The 17366-nt window shown below is 63.7% G+C and carries 18 protein-coding genes; 8 read left to right on the forward strand and 10 right to left on the reverse strand.

The genetic code is table 11. From position 1 onward, the window contains the following. Window positions 1-150: 150 nt before the first annotated feature. Window positions 151-933: a transporter substrate-binding domain-containing protein gene (locus E4K65_RS18490; protein ID WP_027542850.1), complete on the reverse strand. Its 783-nt coding sequence runs from the start codon at window positions 931-933 to the stop codon at window positions 151-153. A gap of 114 nt (window positions 934-1047) precedes the next feature. Here E4K65_RS18490 and E4K65_RS18495 point away from each other — a divergent pair, with 114 nt between their 5' ends. Beyond that, entirely contained in the window at window positions 1048-1551 is a 504-nt protein-coding gene (locus tag E4K65_RS18495; protein ID WP_167770932.1) for a DUF1993 domain-containing protein, read from the forward strand. A gap of 8 nt (window positions 1552-1559) precedes the next feature. Here E4K65_RS18495 and E4K65_RS47325 read toward each other — a convergent pair whose 3' ends face one another. The 6 genes from E4K65_RS47325 to E4K65_RS18525 all read right to left on the reverse strand — a co-directional run bounded on the left by E4K65_RS47325 (window position 1560) and on the right by E4K65_RS18525 (window position 7740). Then, window positions 1560-2027, reverse strand: coding sequence for a hypothetical protein (locus E4K65_RS47325; RefSeq protein ID WP_167770920.1), 468 nt, complete (start codon window positions 2025-2027; stop codon window positions 1560-1562). Window positions 2028-2287: 260 nt separating this feature from the next. Then, window positions 2288-3277 (reverse strand): hydroxyacid dehydrogenase, encoded by a 990-nt coding sequence (locus E4K65_RS18505; protein WP_135175380.1) that lies wholly within the window; start codon window positions 3275-3277, stop codon window positions 2288-2290. A gap of 34 nt (window positions 3278-3311) precedes the next feature. Continuing rightward, window positions 3312-4412: an ABC transporter ATP-binding protein gene (locus E4K65_RS18510; RefSeq protein ID WP_135175381.1), complete on the reverse strand. Its 1101-nt coding sequence runs from the start codon at window positions 4410-4412 to the stop codon at window positions 3312-3314. Between the two features lie 6 nt (window positions 4413-4418). Continuing rightward, window positions 4419-5330 (reverse strand): carbohydrate ABC transporter permease, encoded by a 912-nt coding sequence (locus E4K65_RS18515; RefSeq protein WP_027542845.1) that lies wholly within the window; start codon window positions 5328-5330, stop codon window positions 4419-4421. Then, window positions 5330-6268, reverse strand: coding sequence for a carbohydrate ABC transporter permease (locus tag E4K65_RS18520; RefSeq protein ID WP_135175382.1), 939 nt, complete (start codon window positions 6266-6268; stop codon window positions 5330-5332). The genes E4K65_RS18515 and E4K65_RS18520 overlap by 1 nt, the downstream gene beginning before the upstream one ends. 131 nt (window positions 6269-6399) lie before the next feature. After that, window positions 6400-7740 carry an ABC transporter substrate-binding protein gene (locus E4K65_RS18525; RefSeq protein WP_135175383.1) on the reverse strand — a complete coding sequence of 447 codons (1341 nt, stop codon included), beginning with the start codon at window positions 7738-7740 and terminating at the stop codon, window positions 6400-6402. A gap of 516 nt (window positions 7741-8256) precedes the next feature. Here E4K65_RS18525 and E4K65_RS18530 point away from each other — a divergent pair. Both E4K65_RS18530 and E4K65_RS18535 read left to right on the forward strand, forming a co-directional pair. Continuing rightward, the gene (locus tag E4K65_RS18530) at window positions 8257-9045 is read left to right on the forward strand and encodes a Spy/CpxP family protein refolding chaperone (RefSeq protein ID WP_167770921.1); all 789 of its coding nucleotides are present in this window, start codon (window positions 8257-8259) and stop codon (window positions 9043-9045) included. 111 nt (window positions 9046-9156) lie between these two features. After that, window positions 9157-9534 (forward strand): response regulator, encoded by a 378-nt coding sequence (locus E4K65_RS18535; protein WP_135175385.1) that lies wholly within the window; start codon window positions 9157-9159, stop codon window positions 9532-9534. A 100-nt stretch (window positions 9535-9634) separates the two neighbouring features. Here E4K65_RS18535 and E4K65_RS47330 read toward each other — a convergent pair whose 3' ends face one another. From E4K65_RS47330 to glk, 3 genes are all read right to left on the reverse strand, one after another. Beyond that, window positions 9635-9790 carry a hypothetical protein gene (locus E4K65_RS47330; protein WP_167770922.1) on the reverse strand — a complete coding sequence of 52 codons (156 nt, stop codon included), beginning with the start codon at window positions 9788-9790 and terminating at the stop codon, window positions 9635-9637. Window positions 9791-9937: 147 nt separating this feature from the next. Then, the gene (locus E4K65_RS18540; RefSeq protein ID WP_135175386.1) at window positions 9938-10141 is read right to left on the reverse strand and encodes a hypothetical protein; all 204 of its coding nucleotides are present in this window, start codon (window positions 10139-10141) and stop codon (window positions 9938-9940) included. A 142-nt stretch (window positions 10142-10283) separates the two neighbouring features. Further along, entirely contained in the window at window positions 10284-11270 is a 987-nt protein-coding gene (gene glk, locus E4K65_RS18545) for a glucokinase (RefSeq protein ID WP_135175401.1), read from the reverse strand. Window positions 11271-11523: 253 nt separating this feature from the next. On the opposite strand from glk, the gene pncA reads away from it, so the two are divergent. From pncA to E4K65_RS18570, 5 genes are all read left to right on the forward strand, one after another. After that, window positions 11524-12168, forward strand: coding sequence for a bifunctional nicotinamidase/pyrazinamidase (pncA, locus tag E4K65_RS18550; protein WP_027542838.1), 645 nt, complete (start codon window positions 11524-11526; stop codon window positions 12166-12168). A 16-nt stretch (window positions 12169-12184) separates the two neighbouring features. Continuing rightward, window positions 12185-13300 carry an alpha/beta fold hydrolase gene (locus E4K65_RS18555; protein ID WP_135175387.1) on the forward strand — a complete coding sequence of 372 codons (1116 nt, stop codon included), beginning with the start codon at window positions 12185-12187 and terminating at the stop codon, window positions 13298-13300. Between the two features lie 136 nt (window positions 13301-13436). Next, window positions 13437-15470: an NAD(+) synthase gene (locus tag E4K65_RS18560; protein WP_135175388.1), complete on the forward strand. Its 2034-nt coding sequence runs from the start codon at window positions 13437-13439 to the stop codon at window positions 15468-15470. Window positions 15471-15508: 38 nt separating this feature from the next. Next, on the forward strand, window positions 15509-15892 hold the full coding sequence (locus E4K65_RS18565) for a GrlR family regulatory protein (protein WP_167770923.1): 384 nt from the start codon (window positions 15509-15511) through the stop codon (window positions 15890-15892). A gap of 105 nt (window positions 15893-15997) precedes the next feature. After that, window positions 15998-17221, forward strand: a complete 1224-nt coding sequence (locus E4K65_RS18570) for a DUF1236 domain-containing protein (RefSeq protein WP_135175390.1) — start codon at window positions 15998-16000, stop codon at window positions 17219-17221. Window positions 17222-17366 lie beyond the last annotated feature (145 nt).

The raw sequence follows: 17366 nt of genomic DNA on the forward strand, positions 1-17366 counted from the left end.
GCGCCCGGAACCCGTCCACAATTTGGCCGAAGCAGCGACAAGAGGACGCGATCTCGAGACCCGTTCCGCTGAAATCGGGACGGGTCTCTTGATTCCAGTATTGACGCGTTTTCTTGCCGCGAACCGCTACCCGCTTCGCTCGAAAACGCTCTAGTCGAACCAGGCGGCGTAGATCTTCCTGTAGCTGCCGTCCTCCATGGAAATGTGCAGCCACTGGTCGACGAAGGCCTTCAGCGCCATGTCGCGCTGGAGCCAATAGGCCTTCTCGGAGAAGTCGAACGGTTTTTCCGGATGCACTGCGCACAGCACGCCGGCATGCTGCTTCTGCTGGTAGCGCGTCTCGGAAGCGTCGGTCATCATCAAATCGGCATTGCCCTTGGCGATCTCGTCGAAGATCACGGTGTTGTCGGGGAAGACGGTGATGTCGGCGTCCTTGATGTTGGCACGCGCAAAGCGCTCGTTGGTGCCGCCGGGGTTGACGATGACGCGGGTGCCCTTCTTGTCGATGTCAGGGAGCGTCTGGTACTTGCCGACGTCGGCGCAGCGCGCGATCGGGGTCTTGCCCTCGCGCATGATCGGCATCGAGAAGAAGCCCTTCTTCTGCCGGTCGAGCGTCACCGAGACGCCGCCCATGGCGATGTCGAACTGGTCGGCCTCGAAGTCCTTCATCAGCTTCGGCCAGGCCGTCGGCACGAATTCGACCTTGACGCCGAGCGCCTTGCCGAGCGCCTCCGCCATGTCGACGTCGAAACCGCTGAACTGCTGCGTGGCCTTGTCCAGATAGGTGAAAGGCTTGTAGTCGCCGGTCATGCCGACGCGCAAAGTGCCGCGCTTGACGATCTCGTCGAGGCGCGAGGGCGCCGGCTGCTGTGCATGGGCCGAAAGGTTCACCAGCAACGCCACAGCCAAAGCCGACAGGAATCGAACGGTCATCTCTTCTCCACCCATGCCCAAGCTGTCATTGTGCAGCTCTTCGGACGTGGATTTAGACCAGATGCCAGTCGCTGGCGAGACGGAATTGGGAGGAATTTTGAAGTGATGATCTCGATGTATGACGCCTCGGTCGGCGTCTTCGTGCCGTATCTGCGCAACCTATCGGCACTGCTGGACAAGGGCGTCGCCTATGCCGAAAGCCGGAAGTTCAATCCGGCCGTCCTGCTCGGCATGCGCATGGCGCCGAATATGTACGATCTGGCGCAGCAGGTCGGCGAGGCCTGCCGTCACGCCACCGTCGCTCCGGCCTTGCTGGCGCAGCGCGAGCCGGTGGCACTGCCGGCGCTGGAGCACGACATGGCCGGGCTTCAGGCACGTATCGCAACGTCAATTGAGTTCATCGAGGGCCTGCCGCGAGCCGAGATCGACGCGGCGGCGGAGCTGAATGTCTTCTTCAGGCTGAAGAACGGGACCGAGCTGCCCTTCACCGGGCGGACGCTGCTGCTGACGTTCAGCGTGCCGCAGTTCTTCTTTCACGTGACGACGGCCTACGACCTGTTGCGGCACGCAGGCGTCGAGCTCGTGAAGCGGGATTTTCTCGGCCCGCGCGAGCGCTAGATCGGGCTTTAGGCTTCGCCCTTGCGCTCGAACTCGGCGAGCGAGCTACGGCCGGCGATCTCGCTGCGCAGCTCTTCGAAGCGTCGGTGTGCCTCGTGCTCGTGCGCGTCGACGAAATGCACCGCGGCTTCGCTCGTCATTGGGCCACTGACCACGGGCGCGGACTGCTCGCCGATGGTCTCGTGGACGTAGAACTGGTCGTCATCGCCGCGATGGACCGTCCATTTGAGGCGGATCGCAACCATCGGCCCAGGACCGACCTTGCTGTAGCCGTCGGCATCGGTGTGCTCCGGCACCAGTGGCTGCTCCTCGACCACCGGATGCTCATCGGCAACCGGATGCTCGTCGACAACCGAATCCTCATCGCCAGCCGCCGCTTCCGTTTCGGCGTCGCGGACGACGAGAACGGGCTCGGGGTGCTCCAGGATGCTGGCGATGGTCGCCAGTGCGTGGTCGGTCGGGTCGATTTCTGACAAGGGTCCATCCTCCAGCTCGACGCGGCCGGCAAGTCTGTCCCACTGCCGGCGCGGCTCGGCTTATTACGCGGGTTTGATTAAGGCTGAGTTGGGGCTCGATCTGCACCAAAATGGGACGCATTCTGGCGTTCCGAAGGCGGGCGGACTAAAGCACGATCCGGAAAGGTGCGCGGCGTTTTTTCCGAAAAGATCATGCTCGAACGATAATCCAAAGCGCGATGACGATTCATCGCGCTTTAGCCGCCCGCCCTGCGGTTTGCTTAGCCCAGCACGTCCTGATTGATGATGTTCTGCCGGATGGGATCGCCGTCCAGCACACTCAGGATGTTGCGCGCGGTCTGCTCGCTCATGCGGCTCACCGACTCGACCGTGACGCCCGCGACATGCGGGGCCATGATGACGTTGGGCAGCGCGAACAGCGCATTGCTGACCGGCGGCGGCTCCACCTCGAACACGTCGATGCCGGCGCCGGCGAGCTTTCCGGACGTGAGCGCGTCGTACAGCGCTGCTTCCTTCACGATTCCGCCGCGTGCGGTGTTGATGAGATAGGATCTCGGCTTCATCCGGCCGATCCGGGCCGCGTCGAACAGGCCGACCGTTTCCGGCGTCTTCGGACAATGGATGGTGACGAAGTCGGCATGGGGCAACGCGGCGTCGAGATCGGCGACGGGTTCGCAGCCGGCGGCCTTGACCTCGGCGGCGGGCTTGTAGGGATCGTAGACCTGCACCTTCATTTCCATCGCCAGGCAGCGCTTGGCGGTGCGGCTGCCGATGCGGCCGAAGCCGATGATCAGCACGGTCTTGCCGTAGAGATCGAACGGCAGCATGCCGAGCCGGTCGGCCCATTTGCCGTCCTTGACGCAGGAATGCATCTCCTGTGCGCGTTTTGCCAGCGTCAGCATCATGAACAGCGCCTGCTCGGCGACCGAGGGCGAGTTGGCGCTGCCCGCCACCATCAGCGGCACCTTGCGGCGGGACAGGGCGGGCACGTCCACCGCGTCGTAGCCGACGCCGATGCGGGTCACGACCTTCATGTCCCGGGATGCCTCGAGCTCGGTCTCGCCAAAGGCGGTGGCGCCGAGCGCCACGCCATGGACCGGGGCATGGCTCTTCAACAGTGCCTCGAAATCCTTCGCCGAGATCAGGTTCGCAAATTCGACGAGCTCGATATCGTCTCGCTGGGTGAGGAGGGCGCGGGCCCCTTGCGACAAAGTTTGTGTAACGAAAATCTTCTTCTTGTTGGTCGCCATCGCTCCCTGCCTGCTCGCGTTTCTTAGGCCGGCGTCACAGCACGACGCCGGTGTCTTCGTTTAGCAGGTGCATATTGTTGAGGTCCATCGCCAAACGCATGGGTGCCCCGTCCTTGGCGCCGGCATTGGGATCGACGCGGCCGCAGACCGGCGTGCCCTCGAGCCCGAAATAGACCAGGGTCTCCATCCCCATCGGCTCGGTGACGTCGAGCACGGTGTCGAAGGTCTCGACGCCCGGCCCCAGATGCGCATGCGCCTCAGTGAGGTGCTCGGGCCGGAGGCCGAGCAAGAACTTGTCGGTGCGCGGCAGCGCGTGGTAACGGGCGGCGCGGGCCGGCGGCAGCGCGAAGGCGATGCGATCGGTGAGGCGGATCTGGAGCGTGCCGCCGACGTCCTCCAGCCGGCACGGGATGAAGTTCATCGCCGGTGAGCCGATGAAGCCCGCGACGAAGCGCGTCGCCGGCCTGTGGTAGAGCTCGTTCGGCGTGCCGATCTGCTCGATCCGCCCCTTGTTCATCACCACCACGCGGTCGGCCAGCGTCATCGCCTCGACCTGGTCGTGGGTGACGTAGACCGTGGTGGTGCGCACCTTCTGGTGCACCTTCTTGATCTCGATCCGCATCTGCACGCGCAGCTTGGCGTCGAGGTTGGACAGCGGCTCGTCGAACAGGAAGACCTTGGGATTGCGCACGATGGCGCGCCCCATCGCGACGCGCTGGCGCTGGCCGCCGGAGAGCTGCTTCGGCTTGCGGTCGATCAGGTCGGTGATGTCGAGGAGCCGTGCGGCCTCCGTCACCCGCGCCTTGATCTCGGCCTTGGGATAGTGCTTCAGGCGCAGTCCGAACGACATGTTCTCGGCGACTGTCATGTGCGGGTACAGCGCGTAGTTCTGGAACACCATCGCGATGTCGCGGTCCTTCGGCGGCACGTCGTTGACGACGTCGCCGCCGATCATGATGTCGCCGTCGCTGATGTCCTCGAGGCCTGCGATCATGCGTAGCGTCGTCGACTTGCCGCAGCCCGAGGGCCCCACCAGCACGATGAACTCATGGTCGGCGATATCAAGGTCGATGCCGCGAACGGCTTCGACATCATCGTAACGCTTGACCACCTTCCGCAATGCAACGTCAGCCATGAGACATCAACCCTTTGTCGCGCCGGCGGTCAGGCCGGCAATGTAGTAGTCCATCAGGAAAGCATAGATGATCAGCGGCGGCGCTGCGCCGAGCAGTGCGCCGGTCATGATCTGTCCCCAGTTGAAGACATCGCCCTTTATCAGCGTGGTGGTGATGCCGACCGGCAGCACGAGCTGATCGATCGACGTCGTGAACACCAGGGGATAGAGAAACTGCGCCCAGGACACCGTGAATGCGAAGATGGTCGCGGCGATCAGGCCGGGCAGGGCGACGGGGATGAAGATCCGCGTCAGGGTCTGGAGCCAGGAGGCGCCGTCGATGATCGCGGCCTCGTCGAGTTCCTTCGGGATCGAGGCGAAATAGCCGATCATGATCCAGGTGCAGAACGGCACCGTCAGTGTCGGATAGATGAACAGCAGCACGTACCAGCGGTTCAGCAGCGTGATGCCGGTGATGTCCTGGACCAGCGCCAGCATCTTGAACAGCGGGATGAAGAGGAGGCTGTCCGGGACCAGATAGGTCAGGAATACGCCGGTGGCGAGCGTCGTCGAGCCCCAGAATTTCATCCGCGCCAGCGCAAAGGCCGCAGGTATGCTGATCAGCATCGTGACGACCACGACCACCAGGGACACGATAGACGAATTCCAGAAGAACCGGAGGAATTGGTTCGACGTCAGGAGTTCGACATAGTTCGCCAGCGTCGGGTGGAATACCCACCAGGGATTGGTCGCCGCCGAGATCTCCGCGCTGCTCTTGAGCGAGGTGATCACCATGTAGAGCGGCGGCGTCAGAAAGAAGATCGCGAACAGCACCAGGAAGAAATAGGACCAGCGCAGCGCCCAGGCGCGGTCGCGGCTCATGCTGCCATATTTGACCTTGCGCCGCGGACCGCCCTTGTCGATTGCAAGCGTGCTCATCACGACTCGTTCCCACGTTTGTTGACGTCGCGCAGGATGAAGATCGCTGCGACGGCGAGAATGGGGACCATGAACAGGGAGACACTGGCGCCGAGCGGAATGTCGTTGCTCTCGATGCCGACCCGGAACGCGTAGGTCGCGAAGATCTGGGTCTGGTCGAGCGGCCCGCCCGAGGTCAGGATGCGTACGATGTCGAAATTGGCGAAGGTGACGATCAGCGAGAACAGGGTGGTGATGGCGATGATGTTGCGCATCATCGGAAGGGTGATGAACCAGATCTTCTGCCACCAATTGGCACCGTCGATCGCGGCGGCCTCGTAGAGCTGGTCCGGCACCGATTTCAGCGCCGCCAGATACATGATCAGGAAGAACGGTGCGCCGTACCAGACGTTGACGAGAATGACGGAAAAGCGCGCCCAGGCGGCATCGCCGAGCCAGTTGATGGGGCCGATGCCGAACAAGGAGAGTGTGTAGTTGAAGGCGCTGTAGGAGGGGTCGAACAGCCACAGCCAGGCCAGCGTGCTCATCGCCGGTGGGATCACCCAGGGCACCAGCAGCATGCCGCGCCATTTGCGCTGACCCTTGGCCGGAATGTTGTGCACGAAATGCGCGACGATGAAGCCGATCAGCGCTTTGAAGAACACGGCGGTGACCGCGAAAATGCAGGACTGCTTCACCACCATCCAGAACGTCTCGCGCTTGAACAGGAAGGTGAAGTTACCGAAGCCGACGAATTTCTGCATCGACTTGTTCAGCGACGCGAGGTGAATCGAGAACAGAGCAGGGTAGAGTACGAACAGTGCGATCAGCAGGATCAGCGGCAGCGTCAGGAAAAACGCCACGGTCGATTTTCGCCTCAACGCATTGTGCAGGCTCCCTCCCTTGCGTGCGCTCGTTGTGCGAGCGGCGCGAGCGTGCTGAACGACGACATCGGCCATGACCGAACCTTCCTTTCAGAATGTCTGTTCGCGAAGCCGGCCGCGCGGTCGGCTTCATCGGATCAACATCGAACGGCGGATTGTGCTGGCGGCTCACGCCGGAGGCGTGAACCGCCGTTGCACATCCCGGTTCAGGTTCGCATGAAGCCTTCGCACTCGCCCTCGGCCCAGGCGAGCGTGGTCTCCATCTTCTCTCCCTGCGCAAAGCGGAGCGCCATCTTGGTCAGGATCGCCTGCGCGTAGATCTGCTGGGCAATCTTTGGCGGTGCAGGAGAGGCCGCAATCGACAGCGTCTGATGATTGTGGGGGTTTGGATAGTGATAGAGCGTTCCCTTCGGCGGCTCTACCTCGGCCCACGTCTTCAACGTCGTCATTTTCGCATAGGCGGGCAGGTCGTAGCCACCGCTGGCAGAGACGAACTTCTCGATCGACGACGCCTGCGACAAATGGGTGAGCAGGCTCTTGGCCGCTTCCTTGTTCTTGGAGAAGTTCCAGAGACCCCAGTAGTACGGCAGATAGGGCGCAAAGCGGCCTTTCGGGCCGGACGGGAAGCCGTGCGTCCAGCATTGTTCGGCGACCTGCGGTGCGTCGCGCTTGGCCACCGCCCAGGCGCTTGGCGGATTCATGATGAGGGCGCCCCGTCCGGAGATCAGCCATTTGTTGTTCGAGGCGTCATCCCAGGATGGTGCGTCCGGTGGCAGGAAGGCGATCAGCTTCTTGTAATATTCGAGCGCCTGACGGACCTGATCGGTCTTCACCGTGGGCTCGCCCTTGGCGTTGACGAGTTCGGCGCCGAACGACTGGAAGATCGCACCCGCCGTGTCGACACTGTCGGTGGTTTCGCCGAGGCCAATGCCGAAGGCGAAGCCGCCTTTCTGACAAGCTTCGGCGGCCTTGAGGAATGTCTCCATGTTCCAGCTGTCCGCTTTCGGCGGTGCGCCCGCGGGGTACAGTTCCTGAATATCGATACCCGCGTACTTCTTCATCAGATCAATGCGGGTGCAGGGCCCCTTGATCTGGCTCCCGGGGGTGGCGGGGACGGCAAGCCATTTGCCGGCCGCCTGTCCGAGATATTTCACGGTGCCGTTCACTTCACCGTTCTGCTTGATCGCCGGCTCCACGACGTCGTTCACCGGTTCTAGCTGCTCGGCATAAGCATGCGGCCACCAGGTGTACATCTGAAGAATGTCATGACCGGATTTGGCTTGCGCTTCGGCGGCAACGGTCAGCTCGATCTTCTTGTTGTTGCTGGTGATGTAGTCGATCGAGACTTCGACCTTTTCCTTCGCGGCCCATTCGTTGACGAGAGCCCTGGAGCTGTCGTTGGCGCCGGGTACCCAGTGGTCCCAGAAGCCGATCGAGAGCTTGCCGGCGGCGTAGGCGCCGCGCACGTAGGGCGCGGTGATCAAGGCTGCGGAGGACATAGCAGTTGCGGCCACAAATTGTCGCCGCGTGAGCTTCTTGCGTGACATCTCGTTTCCTCGCTTGGTGTTTTATTGTTCTGGCGTTTCCTCTTAAACTCTTCCGAGTTTTGCTCCTGATTTTCTTGTTGGCGTTTCTTGTTGGAATTCTTGTCGAACGTTTCTCGTTGGTGCCGTCAGCTTCGATCGCAAGTCACGCGAAGCGCGGCAAATTGGTAGCGCGATCAGATCATGATTGATCGCGTCTGTCGAGAAAGCCCGAATGGCGATCGTCTAGAACTAACGTTGTGCCCGAAAGCGTGGCAGCGCCTCTGGTGCCACGCGCCGGAGGTGAACCGCGGCTGCTCCTTTTGCGACGCACACGTTACGCGAACCGGCCTGGAACGATCCGTGCGCAATTACGCCGCAGTTTCGAATAAGCCTGCATAACCGCTTCGCGCGAAAGACTTTTCGGGCGTGGACAGCAATTGGCTGCGTCTGGACCTCGAAGCGGCGGAAACGATAGTGTTGCAACCGGCGGGTGGCTTCCACCCGGACAAGCCAATCAGTTCGACGATGGAGACGAGAATGATCAACCCGGCGCCGCCAACGCGGCTTTACCTGCGACGATGGCTCGCGCTGGGGTCCGTGCTCGCGCTGCTGCTCGGCGCAGCCGCAGTCGCGAACGCTCAAGGATTGGTCAAAGGCGTTCAGGAGGGGGCGGCAGCCGGGAACAAGGCGGCGGGTCCGGTCGGTGGCGTGCTCGGCGGTGCGATCGGCGGCGTGGTCGGCGTTTTCACCGGCGTGCTCGGTGTCGGCAACAACGGCAATCAGGCGCCGGCGGCCAAGGACGCAAACAAGGACACCAACAAGGACGCCAAGCAGCAGCAGGGCGCCGGCAAGGACAAGGATGCCAAGAGCGCCAAGACGGGCAAGGGTGCCAAGGCGAGCAAGGAGGCCAAGAATGCGCCGCAGGACAACAAGGATGTCACGGTCCTCACCCAGAGCGGCGCGCCGCAACAGAGCGCCGAGCAGATCGTCGCCAACAGCGATTCCTATATCGAACGGATCAAGACCGAGCTGAATCTCACCTCTGATCAGGAGAAGCACTGGTACGGGTTCTCCAGCGCCATGCACTACCTTGGACATAATGGTGCAGAGCGGCTCAACCTCCGGGTTGCGCGCGCCAAGCGGGATCCGCCCGACGACATTATCGAGCAGATGCGCAACGAGGCGCAGTTCCTGATCGACCGGGCGGCCGACCAGCGCAATGTCGCCGATGCCGCCGAACCGCTCTATTCGAGCCTCGACGACAAGCAGAAGCAGGTCTTCATCCAGGAGATGGTACGCCTCAGCCACGAGCGCGGGTTGGATTGATCAAGTTGAATCGGATCGCCGGCGTCCGAATTAACGGCGCCCGCCACGAATTCGTGAATCCTCTCCGTAATTCGGGTATGGTTAGCTTCGCAAGCTGACTGCGGGGTTGATATGGCGGACAGACTCTCCGTTTTCCTGGTCGAAGACGAGGCGTTGATCCGGATGATGATGGCTGACATGGTGGAGGAGCTCGGCCACCATGTCGTCGCGGAAGCGGACAATGTCCGGGACGCGAGCGCCTTTGCCATGACCGCGCAATACGACCTCGCCATCCTCGACATCAACCTCATGGGACTCTACGTCGATCCCGTCGCCGACCTGATCGAGCGCCGCGGAAAGCCGTTTCTGTTCGCCACCGGCTACGGGCCGGAACTGCTGCCGTCGTTGCTCCGCCGCAGGCCGATCCTGCGCAAGCCGATTTCGATCGATCGGCTCAAGGCGATGATCGATTCGATGTTTCCGGAAGCCACGGCGAAGGCGCCGCACTGAGCGAAGGCGCTGAGCGACGGCGAAGACGCCGCGCTGAGAGCACCAATGAAAATGACCGCCCGTCGGGGGCGGCCATTCGACGTAGGAATTCCTCGGGTTCTCAGATCAGGCCGGCAGTGAGGTCGATGCCGCGCGCCATCAGGCCGAACGAGGCAACGAGGCCCGTGCAGCAGAACAGCAAGATGGTCTTGAACGAAGAAGCGGCGAAACGCGTTTCGGCGGCGGCCGGCATTGCGGCGAGCGAAATCATGCTCATGTTCATTCCCCCCTTTGTTGACCCCTGAATTGCATCAGGGTGAGGGAACTCTTAGAGCAAAAGGTTTGACGCGAGATTGCGAGGGATCGTTAACGAAATCGCAATCGACTCGCGGACTCGCGCCGTTCCGGCGCGGGATTGCAAGTCTCAGTTGCGACCGTTCCTCAGCACCGTGGCGATGGTATGGGCCGTCATCGCGGCGCGATCCGAGGCGCGCTGGGCGGCCAGCCGGTCTCGCGCCTTTTCCTCGATCAAGAGCTCGATCAGCGCCAGCCGTTTGTCCTCGTCATCCGCCTCGGTCAGCAGACGGTGATAGCGGTGATAGTCGAAGCCCAGATCCTGCTTACGCATGTCACGCCCCCGCAACTACGCCACACACTCAAGGGGGATTGTTTCTCATCGGGAACAAACGAGCAAGCACGATCCTGCGTGGAACCGTTCGTGCGTTGCAATCTCCTGTGAATTACCGGAACTGCAGCCGGGCGCTCGCGCCTCAATCCACATTGTGGTCGGCGAACATCTTCAGGCCGACGAAGCTGGCATCGGGCTTCGTGACCAGCCGGGTCGGGATGTTGCGCAAATAGTCCTGGAAGCGTCCCTTGGCTTCGAAGCGTGCGCGGAAGGCCGAGGCTGCGAGGAAGTCCGGGAATCGCGGCACGATCCCGCCGGCGACATAGACGCCGCCGCGGGCACCGAAGGTCACCGCGAGGTTGCCCGCGACCGAGCCCAGGATGGCGCAAAACATCTCCAGCGTCGCGCGGCTGACCGGGCAGCTGCCGTCCAGCGCCGCCTTGGTGATGGCGGCCGCGTCGCGGTGCGGCACCTGAGCGCCGTCGATCTCCGCCAGCGCCTCGTAGAGGCTTTGCAAGCCCGAGCCCGACAGCGCGCCGCGCTCGATGGAGACATGGCCGAAGCGCCGGCGCAGGCACGCGATCACGCGCTCCTCGCGCTCGTTCTCTGCCGGCAGGGTGGCGTGGCCCGCCTCGGTGACGACGGCCAGCCGCGCCCCATGCCGCTCGACCAGACAGGAGACGCCAAAACCGGTTCCGGGCCCGACCACCAGCAACGGTTCTCCGGGGAGGCCATCTTGTCCGCCGAGCGGGATCAGATCGGCGGGCCGCAAGGCGGGCAGGGACCAGGCGACCACCTCGAAATCGTTGAGCACATGGACGCTGTCGAAGCCGAGCGTCGGCTGGAGCTCGTTGCCGTCGATGACCCAGGGGCTGTTGGTCATGACACAGCGGTTGTTGGTGACGGGACCCGCGACGGCCAGCACGGCTCTCTGGGGCGGCTCGCCGCCGGCCCGGCGCGCCAGCACGTCGACAATGGCTTCCCGGACGGTCGGGAAGTCGGCGACCTTCACATAGTCGACCGGCCCGGTCTGGTCGCCGTTGCCAGGTCCGCCTTGGCTCAGCGCAAAGCGCGCATTGGTGCCGCCGATATCGGCGAGAAGAATTTTTCCTGTCTTGCCGATACCCATAGCCATTTGGTTGCCGCGGCTTTGCCGGCCTACGGGAACCTTTGCCTCCGCTCTTGATCCGATCCGCAGTTTGCGGACGGTCTGAGAATCCTCGCTTGATTGTGCCTAGTCAACACGAACAAGACCAAACCGTTGCATCCTTAAGACGATCCTTGCCCGCCAGCGCGATATGGCCATACGGAGTCGGTGGTTGCGAAGCCGCGCCGGAAGACCGACATTGGAGGGAGCGCCCAGCGCCGGTCGCGCCGGGCAGATGGAATGGGGCCTTGCGATGAAGATTTCCGACCGCGACGTGCTGCTGGTGATCGACGTCCAGAACGATTTCTGCACCGGCGGGGCGCTGGCCGTGCCCGGTGGCGAGAAAGTCGTGCCCGCCATCAACCGTATCGCCCAAAAATTCGCCAATGTGGTGCTGACCCAGGACTGGCATCCGGGCGACCACGTCTCCTTCGCGGCGAACCATGCGGGCAAGCAGCCGTTCCAGACCATCGAGCTGGACTACGGCACCCAGGTGCTCTGGCCGACGCATTGTGTGCAGGGCACGGCGGGCGCCGAATTCCATGGCGGGCTGGACGTCACCCGGGCGAGCCTGGTGGTGCGCAAGGGTTTTCGCCGCGGCATCGATTCCTATTCGGCGCTGTTCGAGAACGACCACAGGACACCGACGGGCCTGCTCGGGTACTTGCGCGAGCGCGAGTTGAAGACCGTCTTCGTCGCGGGGCTCGCGCTCGACTTCTGCGTCCGCTTTTCGGCAGAGGACGCCCGCAAGGCCGGGTTCGAAGTCGTGGTGATCGAGGATGCCTGCCGTGGCATCGACCTCGACGGTTCCGTCGCCGCGGCCCATCGCAGTTTTGGCGAGCTCGGCATTTCCGTGATCAGCTTCGAGGCATTCCTGTGAGAATCGCGAGATAGCCATGGCGGAGAAGACAGGCAAACAGCTAGGCGGGCCGGATCATGTCCCTGGCGATCCGCTGCTGTGGCCGTTTGCGGCGGCGCGGCTCGCCATGGACGCCTGTTTCTGGTGGATGGAGCGCGGGCCGGCCGAGCCGGCCGACAGCAGCCTGCCGTGGACGACGCCCAACACGGTCGCGCTGGAGCTTGCGACCATGCGCCTGCGCGATTGCACGAAGAACCGATCCGGCCAGCCGGCGCTGGTCTGCGCACCCTATGCGCTGCATCGGGCCCTGATCGCCGACTTTGCACCGGGCCACAGCGTGGTGCAGTCGCTGCAAAATGGCGGCATCGACCGGGTCTATCTCACCGACTGGCGCTCGGCCACTCCGGACATGCGCTATCTCTCGATCGACAGCTATCTGTCCGATCTCAACGTTGCCATCGACGAGATCGGCGCGCCGGTCGATCTCGTCGGCCTGTGCCAGGGCGGCTGGCTGTCGCTGCTCTACGCGGCGCGCTTTCCGGCCAAGGTGCGACGGCTGGTGCTAGCAGGCGCTCCGGTCGACCTGTCGATCGATTCCGCGCTATCCCGGCTCGCCCGCAACGCGCCGGGAATGGTCTACGACCAGCTCGTCGCGCGTGGCGGCGGCAATGTCAGTGGCGAGGAGATGCTGCGCTTCTGGTCCAGGACGCCAAGCCGCGAGGATATCGCAGTCGCCTTGCAGAAGGGGCTATCCAACGAGGAAGGCGCGGCGCTGCTCGCGCGCTTCGACCAGTGGAACGTGGAGACGCTCGATCTGCCGGGCGCTTATTACCTCGAGATCGTCAACCGGATTTTCCGGGAGAACCGGATTGCCGGCGGCAACTTCGTGGCGCTCGGCCGCCCGGTTGATCTGAAGGACGTCAAGGCGCCGATCTTCATGCTGGCCGGGCTCGACGACGAAGTGGTACCGGCGACGCAGGCGCTCGCCACCGCCGGCCTTGTCGGCACGCCGCCAGCCTTCATTGCAGCGGCCTCCGAGCCGAGCAATCACCTCGGCCTGTTCATGGGCGCGCGGACCCACGCGCATGCCTGGCCCCGGATCGCCGAGTGGCTGCGCAACGATCTGACCGGCGTCCTGGCCCGCAGCGCCTGAGCTCGCCGGCCAGAGCGAGGCGCAAATCCGTTATGCATGATGGCGGATGGCCTGCACGGGGCCAGATCGATGGGCTAAATAGGTGCGGAGCTGACGGCTGCGGCCGGCCGGGAAAAAATTAGAGGTACTGCGCTCGATGACGTTCTACTCGATCTACGCCCATGGATTTGCGCGCGTGGCAACCTGCGTGACCACCTCCCACGTCGCCGATCCCTCGGCCAATGCCAAGGCCATCCTGGCGGCGGCCAATGCCTGCCACGAACAGTCGGCGGCGGTTGCCGTGTTTCCCGAGCTATGCCTGTCCGGCTATGCGATCGAAGATCTGGTGAAGCAGGACCCGCTGCTCGATGCGGTTGAGCGCGGTCTCGCTGCCATCGTCGAGGCCTCCGCTGCATTGATGACCGTTCTGATCGTCGGCGCGCCGCTGCGCTTTGGCCATCGCATCTACAATTGCGCCGTCGTCATCCATCGCGGCAATTTGCTCGGCGTGGTGCCCAAGAGCTACCTGCCGACCTACCGCGAATTCTACGAGGGACGGCATTTCGCCTCCGGTGCCGGCATCGCCGGTGAGGTGATCGCGATCGGCGATCTGCGCGCGCCCTTCGGCGTCGATCTGCTGTTCGCGGCGGAGGACGTTCCGGGCCTGACTATCGGCGTCGAGATCTGCGAGGACATGTGGATCCCGGTAACCCCGGCCTCGGAGCTCGCACTTGCAGGCGCCAGCGTGCTGATCAACCTCTCGGGCAGCCCGATCACGATTGGCCGGGCGCGCTCGCGCGCACTGCTGTGCCAGTCGACCTCGGCGCGCTGCCTCGCGGCCTACGTCTATTCCGCCGCCGGGGCAGGGGAATCGACCACCGATCTGGCCTGGGACGGCCAGACCTCGATCTACGAGAACGGCGTGCTGCTGGCCGAAGGCGAGCGGTTCCGCCAGGGGGGCCAGATCACGTTCGCCGACGTCGATCTCGACCTGCTCAGGCAGGAGCGCGCCTTGATGGGGACGTTCGACGACAACCGCCGGCAGCGCGGGGCGTTCTTCCGCAAGGTGACGTTCGCGCTGAAGCCGCCGGCCTCCGACGTCGGCTTCCTGCGCAAGGTCGAGCGCTTCCCGTTCGTGCCGAGTGACGAGAGCCTGCTCGAGCAGGATTGCTACGAGGCCTACAACATCCAGGTCGCCGGCCTCGTGCAGCGCATGCGCGCGACCGGCACCAAGCGCGTCGTCATCGGCGTCTCGGGCGGGCTCGATTCCACCCACGCGCTGATCGTCGCCGCGAAGGCCGTCGACCTGCTCGGCCTGCCGCGCGAGAACATCCTCGCCTACACCATGCCGGGCTTTGCCACCGGCAGCGAGAGCAAGAGCAATGCGCTGGCGCTGATGAAGGCGTTGCAGACGAATTGGCAGGAGCTCGACATCCGCACCACGGCAACCCAGATGCTGAAGGATATCGGCCATCCCTTCGGCAAGGGCGAGAAGGTCTACGACATCACCTTCGAGAACGTGCAGGCGGGCCTACGCACGGACTATCTGTTCCGCCTTGCCAACCATCACGGCGGCATCGTCATCGGAACCGGCGATCTCTCCGAGCTCGCGCTGGGCTGGTGCACCTACGGCGTCGGCGACCAGATGGCGCATTACAACGTCAATGCCGGCGTGCCGAAGACGCTGATCCAGCATCTGATCCGCTGGGTGATCGCCTCGCAGCAGTTCAGCGACGACGTCAACCGGACGCTTGCCTCGATCCTGTCGGCCGAAATCTCGCCCGAGCTGGTTCCAGTCAAGCCGGGCGAGAAACCGCAGAGCACCGAAGCTTCCGTCGGCCCCTACGAGCTCCAGGATTTCAACCTGTTCTACACGCTCCGCTTCGGCATGCGGCCGTCCAAGATCGCCTTCATGGCGCTCCAGGCGTGGAAGGATGTCGCCAAGGGCGAATGGCCGCCAGCGTTTCCGAACGATCGGCGCAAGGCCTACGATCTTCCCGAGATCCGCCGCTGGCTCGAAGTGTTCCTGCGCCGCTTCTTCGCCTTCAGCCAGTTCAAGCGCTCGGCCATGCCGAACGGCCCGAAGGTTTCGGCCGGCGGCTCGCTGTCGCCGCGCGGTGACTGGCGCGCGCCGTCGGATTCGAGCGCCGCGGCATGGCTCGAGGATCTCGAGCGGAACGTACCGAACTGAATGGCGCGGCGGATCGACATTGCCGGGGAGGCGATCTGATGTCGGCCGGGGAAGGCTCAGAAGCGGGTGAAGAGGCCAGCGTCGTCAACGGCCTCTACATCTTCGACATCGAAATGCGTGACGGCAAGCGCGGGCAGGCGAGGGGCGTGGTCATGCTCTGCGACGGACGCATCATGGGCGGCGACAGCTATTTCTACTACACCGGCAGCTACACGTTCCGGAACGGGAAGTGGCGTGGCGACCTGATCGTCAATCAGCACACCGAAGCGGTCGGCCGGTCTCTCGTCTTCGGAGGCAGGGAGGTCACCTGCGGCTTTTCCGGCGACTATTTCCCCGGCGGCGCGGAAGTCGAGGGCATGGCGCTGGTCGGCAAGACCAGCGTGACGTTCACGGCACGGCTGACGCTGAAGGACGCAATGTGAGCGCGATCTGATCGGCTCACTGGTGAACGGCTTCGTTCCACTCAGGAACCTTCGCACCGACAGAACGTTCGCGTCTGTTGTTGTGATTTCCTGAGGAGAGGGACCATGCCAAAGCATTTGATGTTGTCGACTGCAGCCATCGGACTCGTGCTCGCATCAGGCTACGCCTATGCTCAGGCGCCCGGTGAGCGCAGAGACGAGCCGAAACGGACCGAGGAACCGGCGAAAGGCGCCGCGCCGCAGCGCGGTGGATCGGCCCAGGAACGAGTTCAGGAACGCGTTCAGGAACGTGCGCAGGGCGCCCAGGAGAGACTGCAGGGAGCAGGCCGCGAGGAAAAGGCCGGCGCTACCAGGCACGATGAACCGAAGGCGAAGGATCAGGCGCAAGAATCTCGCGAGCCTGCGCGCGATCGCAACCGCGAGGCCGAAAGCGCGAAACCGGGACGCGACAGCGGAAAGAGCAGCGCCGAGACGAAGCAGGACAAGTCCGCACCGCAGAAATCAACCGCCGAGTCCGAGAAATCCAAGGCCGGCCCCGCTGGCCAGCAGAACGAGCGCACGGGCGCAACGGCCAATCAGAACGAGCGCAACCAGAGCCAGCCTCCGCGCAATGCCGAGCAACAACCGCCGGCGCAACTGAACAACCGACCCGCAACAGCGACGGACACGAGCCGGACGGCCCCGACCAACAATGCACAGACCGCGCCGGCCGCCACGGGCACGCAGACCAATCAAGCCAATCAGACAACCCAGACCAACACGCAGGTCAATCAGCAGGCCCAGCTGACCTCCGAGAAGCAGGTGCGGATCTCTGAGACTGTGAGCCGCGCAAGCCTAGCGCAGCCGGAGCGGAATCTGAACATCTCGATCCGGGTCGGCGAGACGATCCCTCCACGCGTGCGTCTCTACCGGCTTCCGCCCGAGATCGTGTCGATCGAGCCCGAATATCGCGACTACGAATATTTCGCGACCGATGACGACGTCGTCATCGTAGAGCCGCGCACGCATCGCATCGTTAGCCAGGTGCCGCGCGATCCGTCGCGAGCCCGTGCGCAAATGGGCGGCAGTGCCTCGTCAAGCATGGCGGCCGCCGGCGGGAGTAACGTGAATTGCCGCATCATGCGGCGTGACGCCTCGGGCAATGTGGCCCAGGCAGAACCGTCGACCGTCGGCTCGACCGCGCGCACCGATTCCCTGAGTGTGACGGTTCAGATGCCCGGCGGCGGCTCGTCAGCCCCGATCGCCCTCGGCGTCCCGGCGGGCAACATCGTGGTCGCGACGCAAGGGCAGGACGACTGCACGGTGACGATCGAGCCGCAAACGCGCTAAGCGTCGGAATTGACAAGACCGCGCTGAAACGACAACGCGCCGCCGGGCTGAATCAGCTCGGCGGCGCGTTGTCGTTTCAGCGCGGTCTTGTCAATTCCGACGCTTAGCGCGTTTGCGGCTCGATCGTCACCGTGCAGTCGTCCTG

Origin of the sequence: Bradyrhizobium niftali (assembly GCF_004571025.1) — a bacterium.
Lineage (GTDB): Bacteria > Pseudomonadota > Alphaproteobacteria > Rhizobiales > Xanthobacteraceae > Bradyrhizobium > Bradyrhizobium niftali.

What these genes read in the sequence shown, in the direction of transcription:
- glk (WP_135175401.1), bottom strand. Translation starts at nt 11,270, where the DNA reads ATGGGTATCGGCAAGACAGGAAAAATTCTTCTCGCCGATATCGGCGGC.
- E4K65_RS18540 (WP_135175386.1), bottom strand. Translation starts at nt 10,141, where the DNA reads ATGCGTAAGCAGGATCTGGGCTTCGACTATCACCGCTATCACCGTCTG.
- E4K65_RS18495 (WP_167770932.1), top strand. Translation starts at nt 1,048, where the DNA reads ATGTATGACGCCTCGGTCGGCGTCTTCGTGCCGTATCTGCGCAACCTA.
- E4K65_RS18490 (WP_027542850.1), bottom strand. Translation starts at nt 933, where the DNA reads ATGACCGTTCGATTCCTGTCGGCTTTGGCTGTGGCGTTGCTGGTGAAC.
- E4K65_RS47330 (WP_167770922.1), bottom strand. Translation starts at nt 9,790, where the DNA reads ATGAGCATGATTTCGCTCGCCGCAATGCCGGCCGCCGCCGAAACGCGT.
- pncA (WP_027542838.1), top strand. Translation starts at nt 11,524, where the DNA reads ATGGAATGGGGCCTTGCGATGAAGATTTCCGACCGCGACGTGCTGCTG.
- E4K65_RS18520 (WP_135175382.1), bottom strand. Translation starts at nt 6,268, where the DNA reads ATGGCCGATGTCGTCGTTCAGCACGCTCGCGCCGCTCGCACAACGAGC.
- E4K65_RS18570 (WP_135175390.1), top strand. Translation starts at nt 15,998, where the DNA reads ATGCCAAAGCATTTGATGTTGTCGACTGCAGCCATCGGACTCGTGCTC.
- E4K65_RS18560 (WP_135175388.1), top strand. Translation starts at nt 13,437, where the DNA reads ATGACGTTCTACTCGATCTACGCCCATGGATTTGCGCGCGTGGCAACC.
- E4K65_RS18515 (WP_027542845.1), bottom strand. Translation starts at nt 5,330, where the DNA reads ATGAGCACGCTTGCAATCGACAAGGGCGGTCCGCGGCGCAAGGTCAAA.
- E4K65_RS18535 (WP_135175385.1), top strand. Translation starts at nt 9,157, where the DNA reads ATGGCGGACAGACTCTCCGTTTTCCTGGTCGAAGACGAGGCGTTGATC.
- E4K65_RS18565 (WP_167770923.1), top strand. Translation starts at nt 15,509, where the DNA reads ATGTCGGCCGGGGAAGGCTCAGAAGCGGGTGAAGAGGCCAGCGTCGTC.
- E4K65_RS18525 (WP_135175383.1), bottom strand. Translation starts at nt 7,740, where the DNA reads ATGTCACGCAAGAAGCTCACGCGGCGACAATTTGTGGCCGCAACTGCT.
- E4K65_RS18530 (WP_167770921.1), top strand. Translation starts at nt 8,257, where the DNA reads ATGATCAACCCGGCGCCGCCAACGCGGCTTTACCTGCGACGATGGCTC.
- E4K65_RS18505 (WP_135175380.1), bottom strand. Translation starts at nt 3,277, where the DNA reads ATGGCGACCAACAAGAAGAAGATTTTCGTTACACAAACTTTGTCGCAA.
- E4K65_RS18510 (WP_135175381.1), bottom strand. Translation starts at nt 4,412, where the DNA reads ATGGCTGACGTTGCATTGCGGAAGGTGGTCAAGCGTTACGATGATGTC.
- E4K65_RS18555 (WP_135175387.1), top strand. Translation starts at nt 12,185, where the DNA reads ATGGCGGAGAAGACAGGCAAACAGCTAGGCGGGCCGGATCATGTCCCT.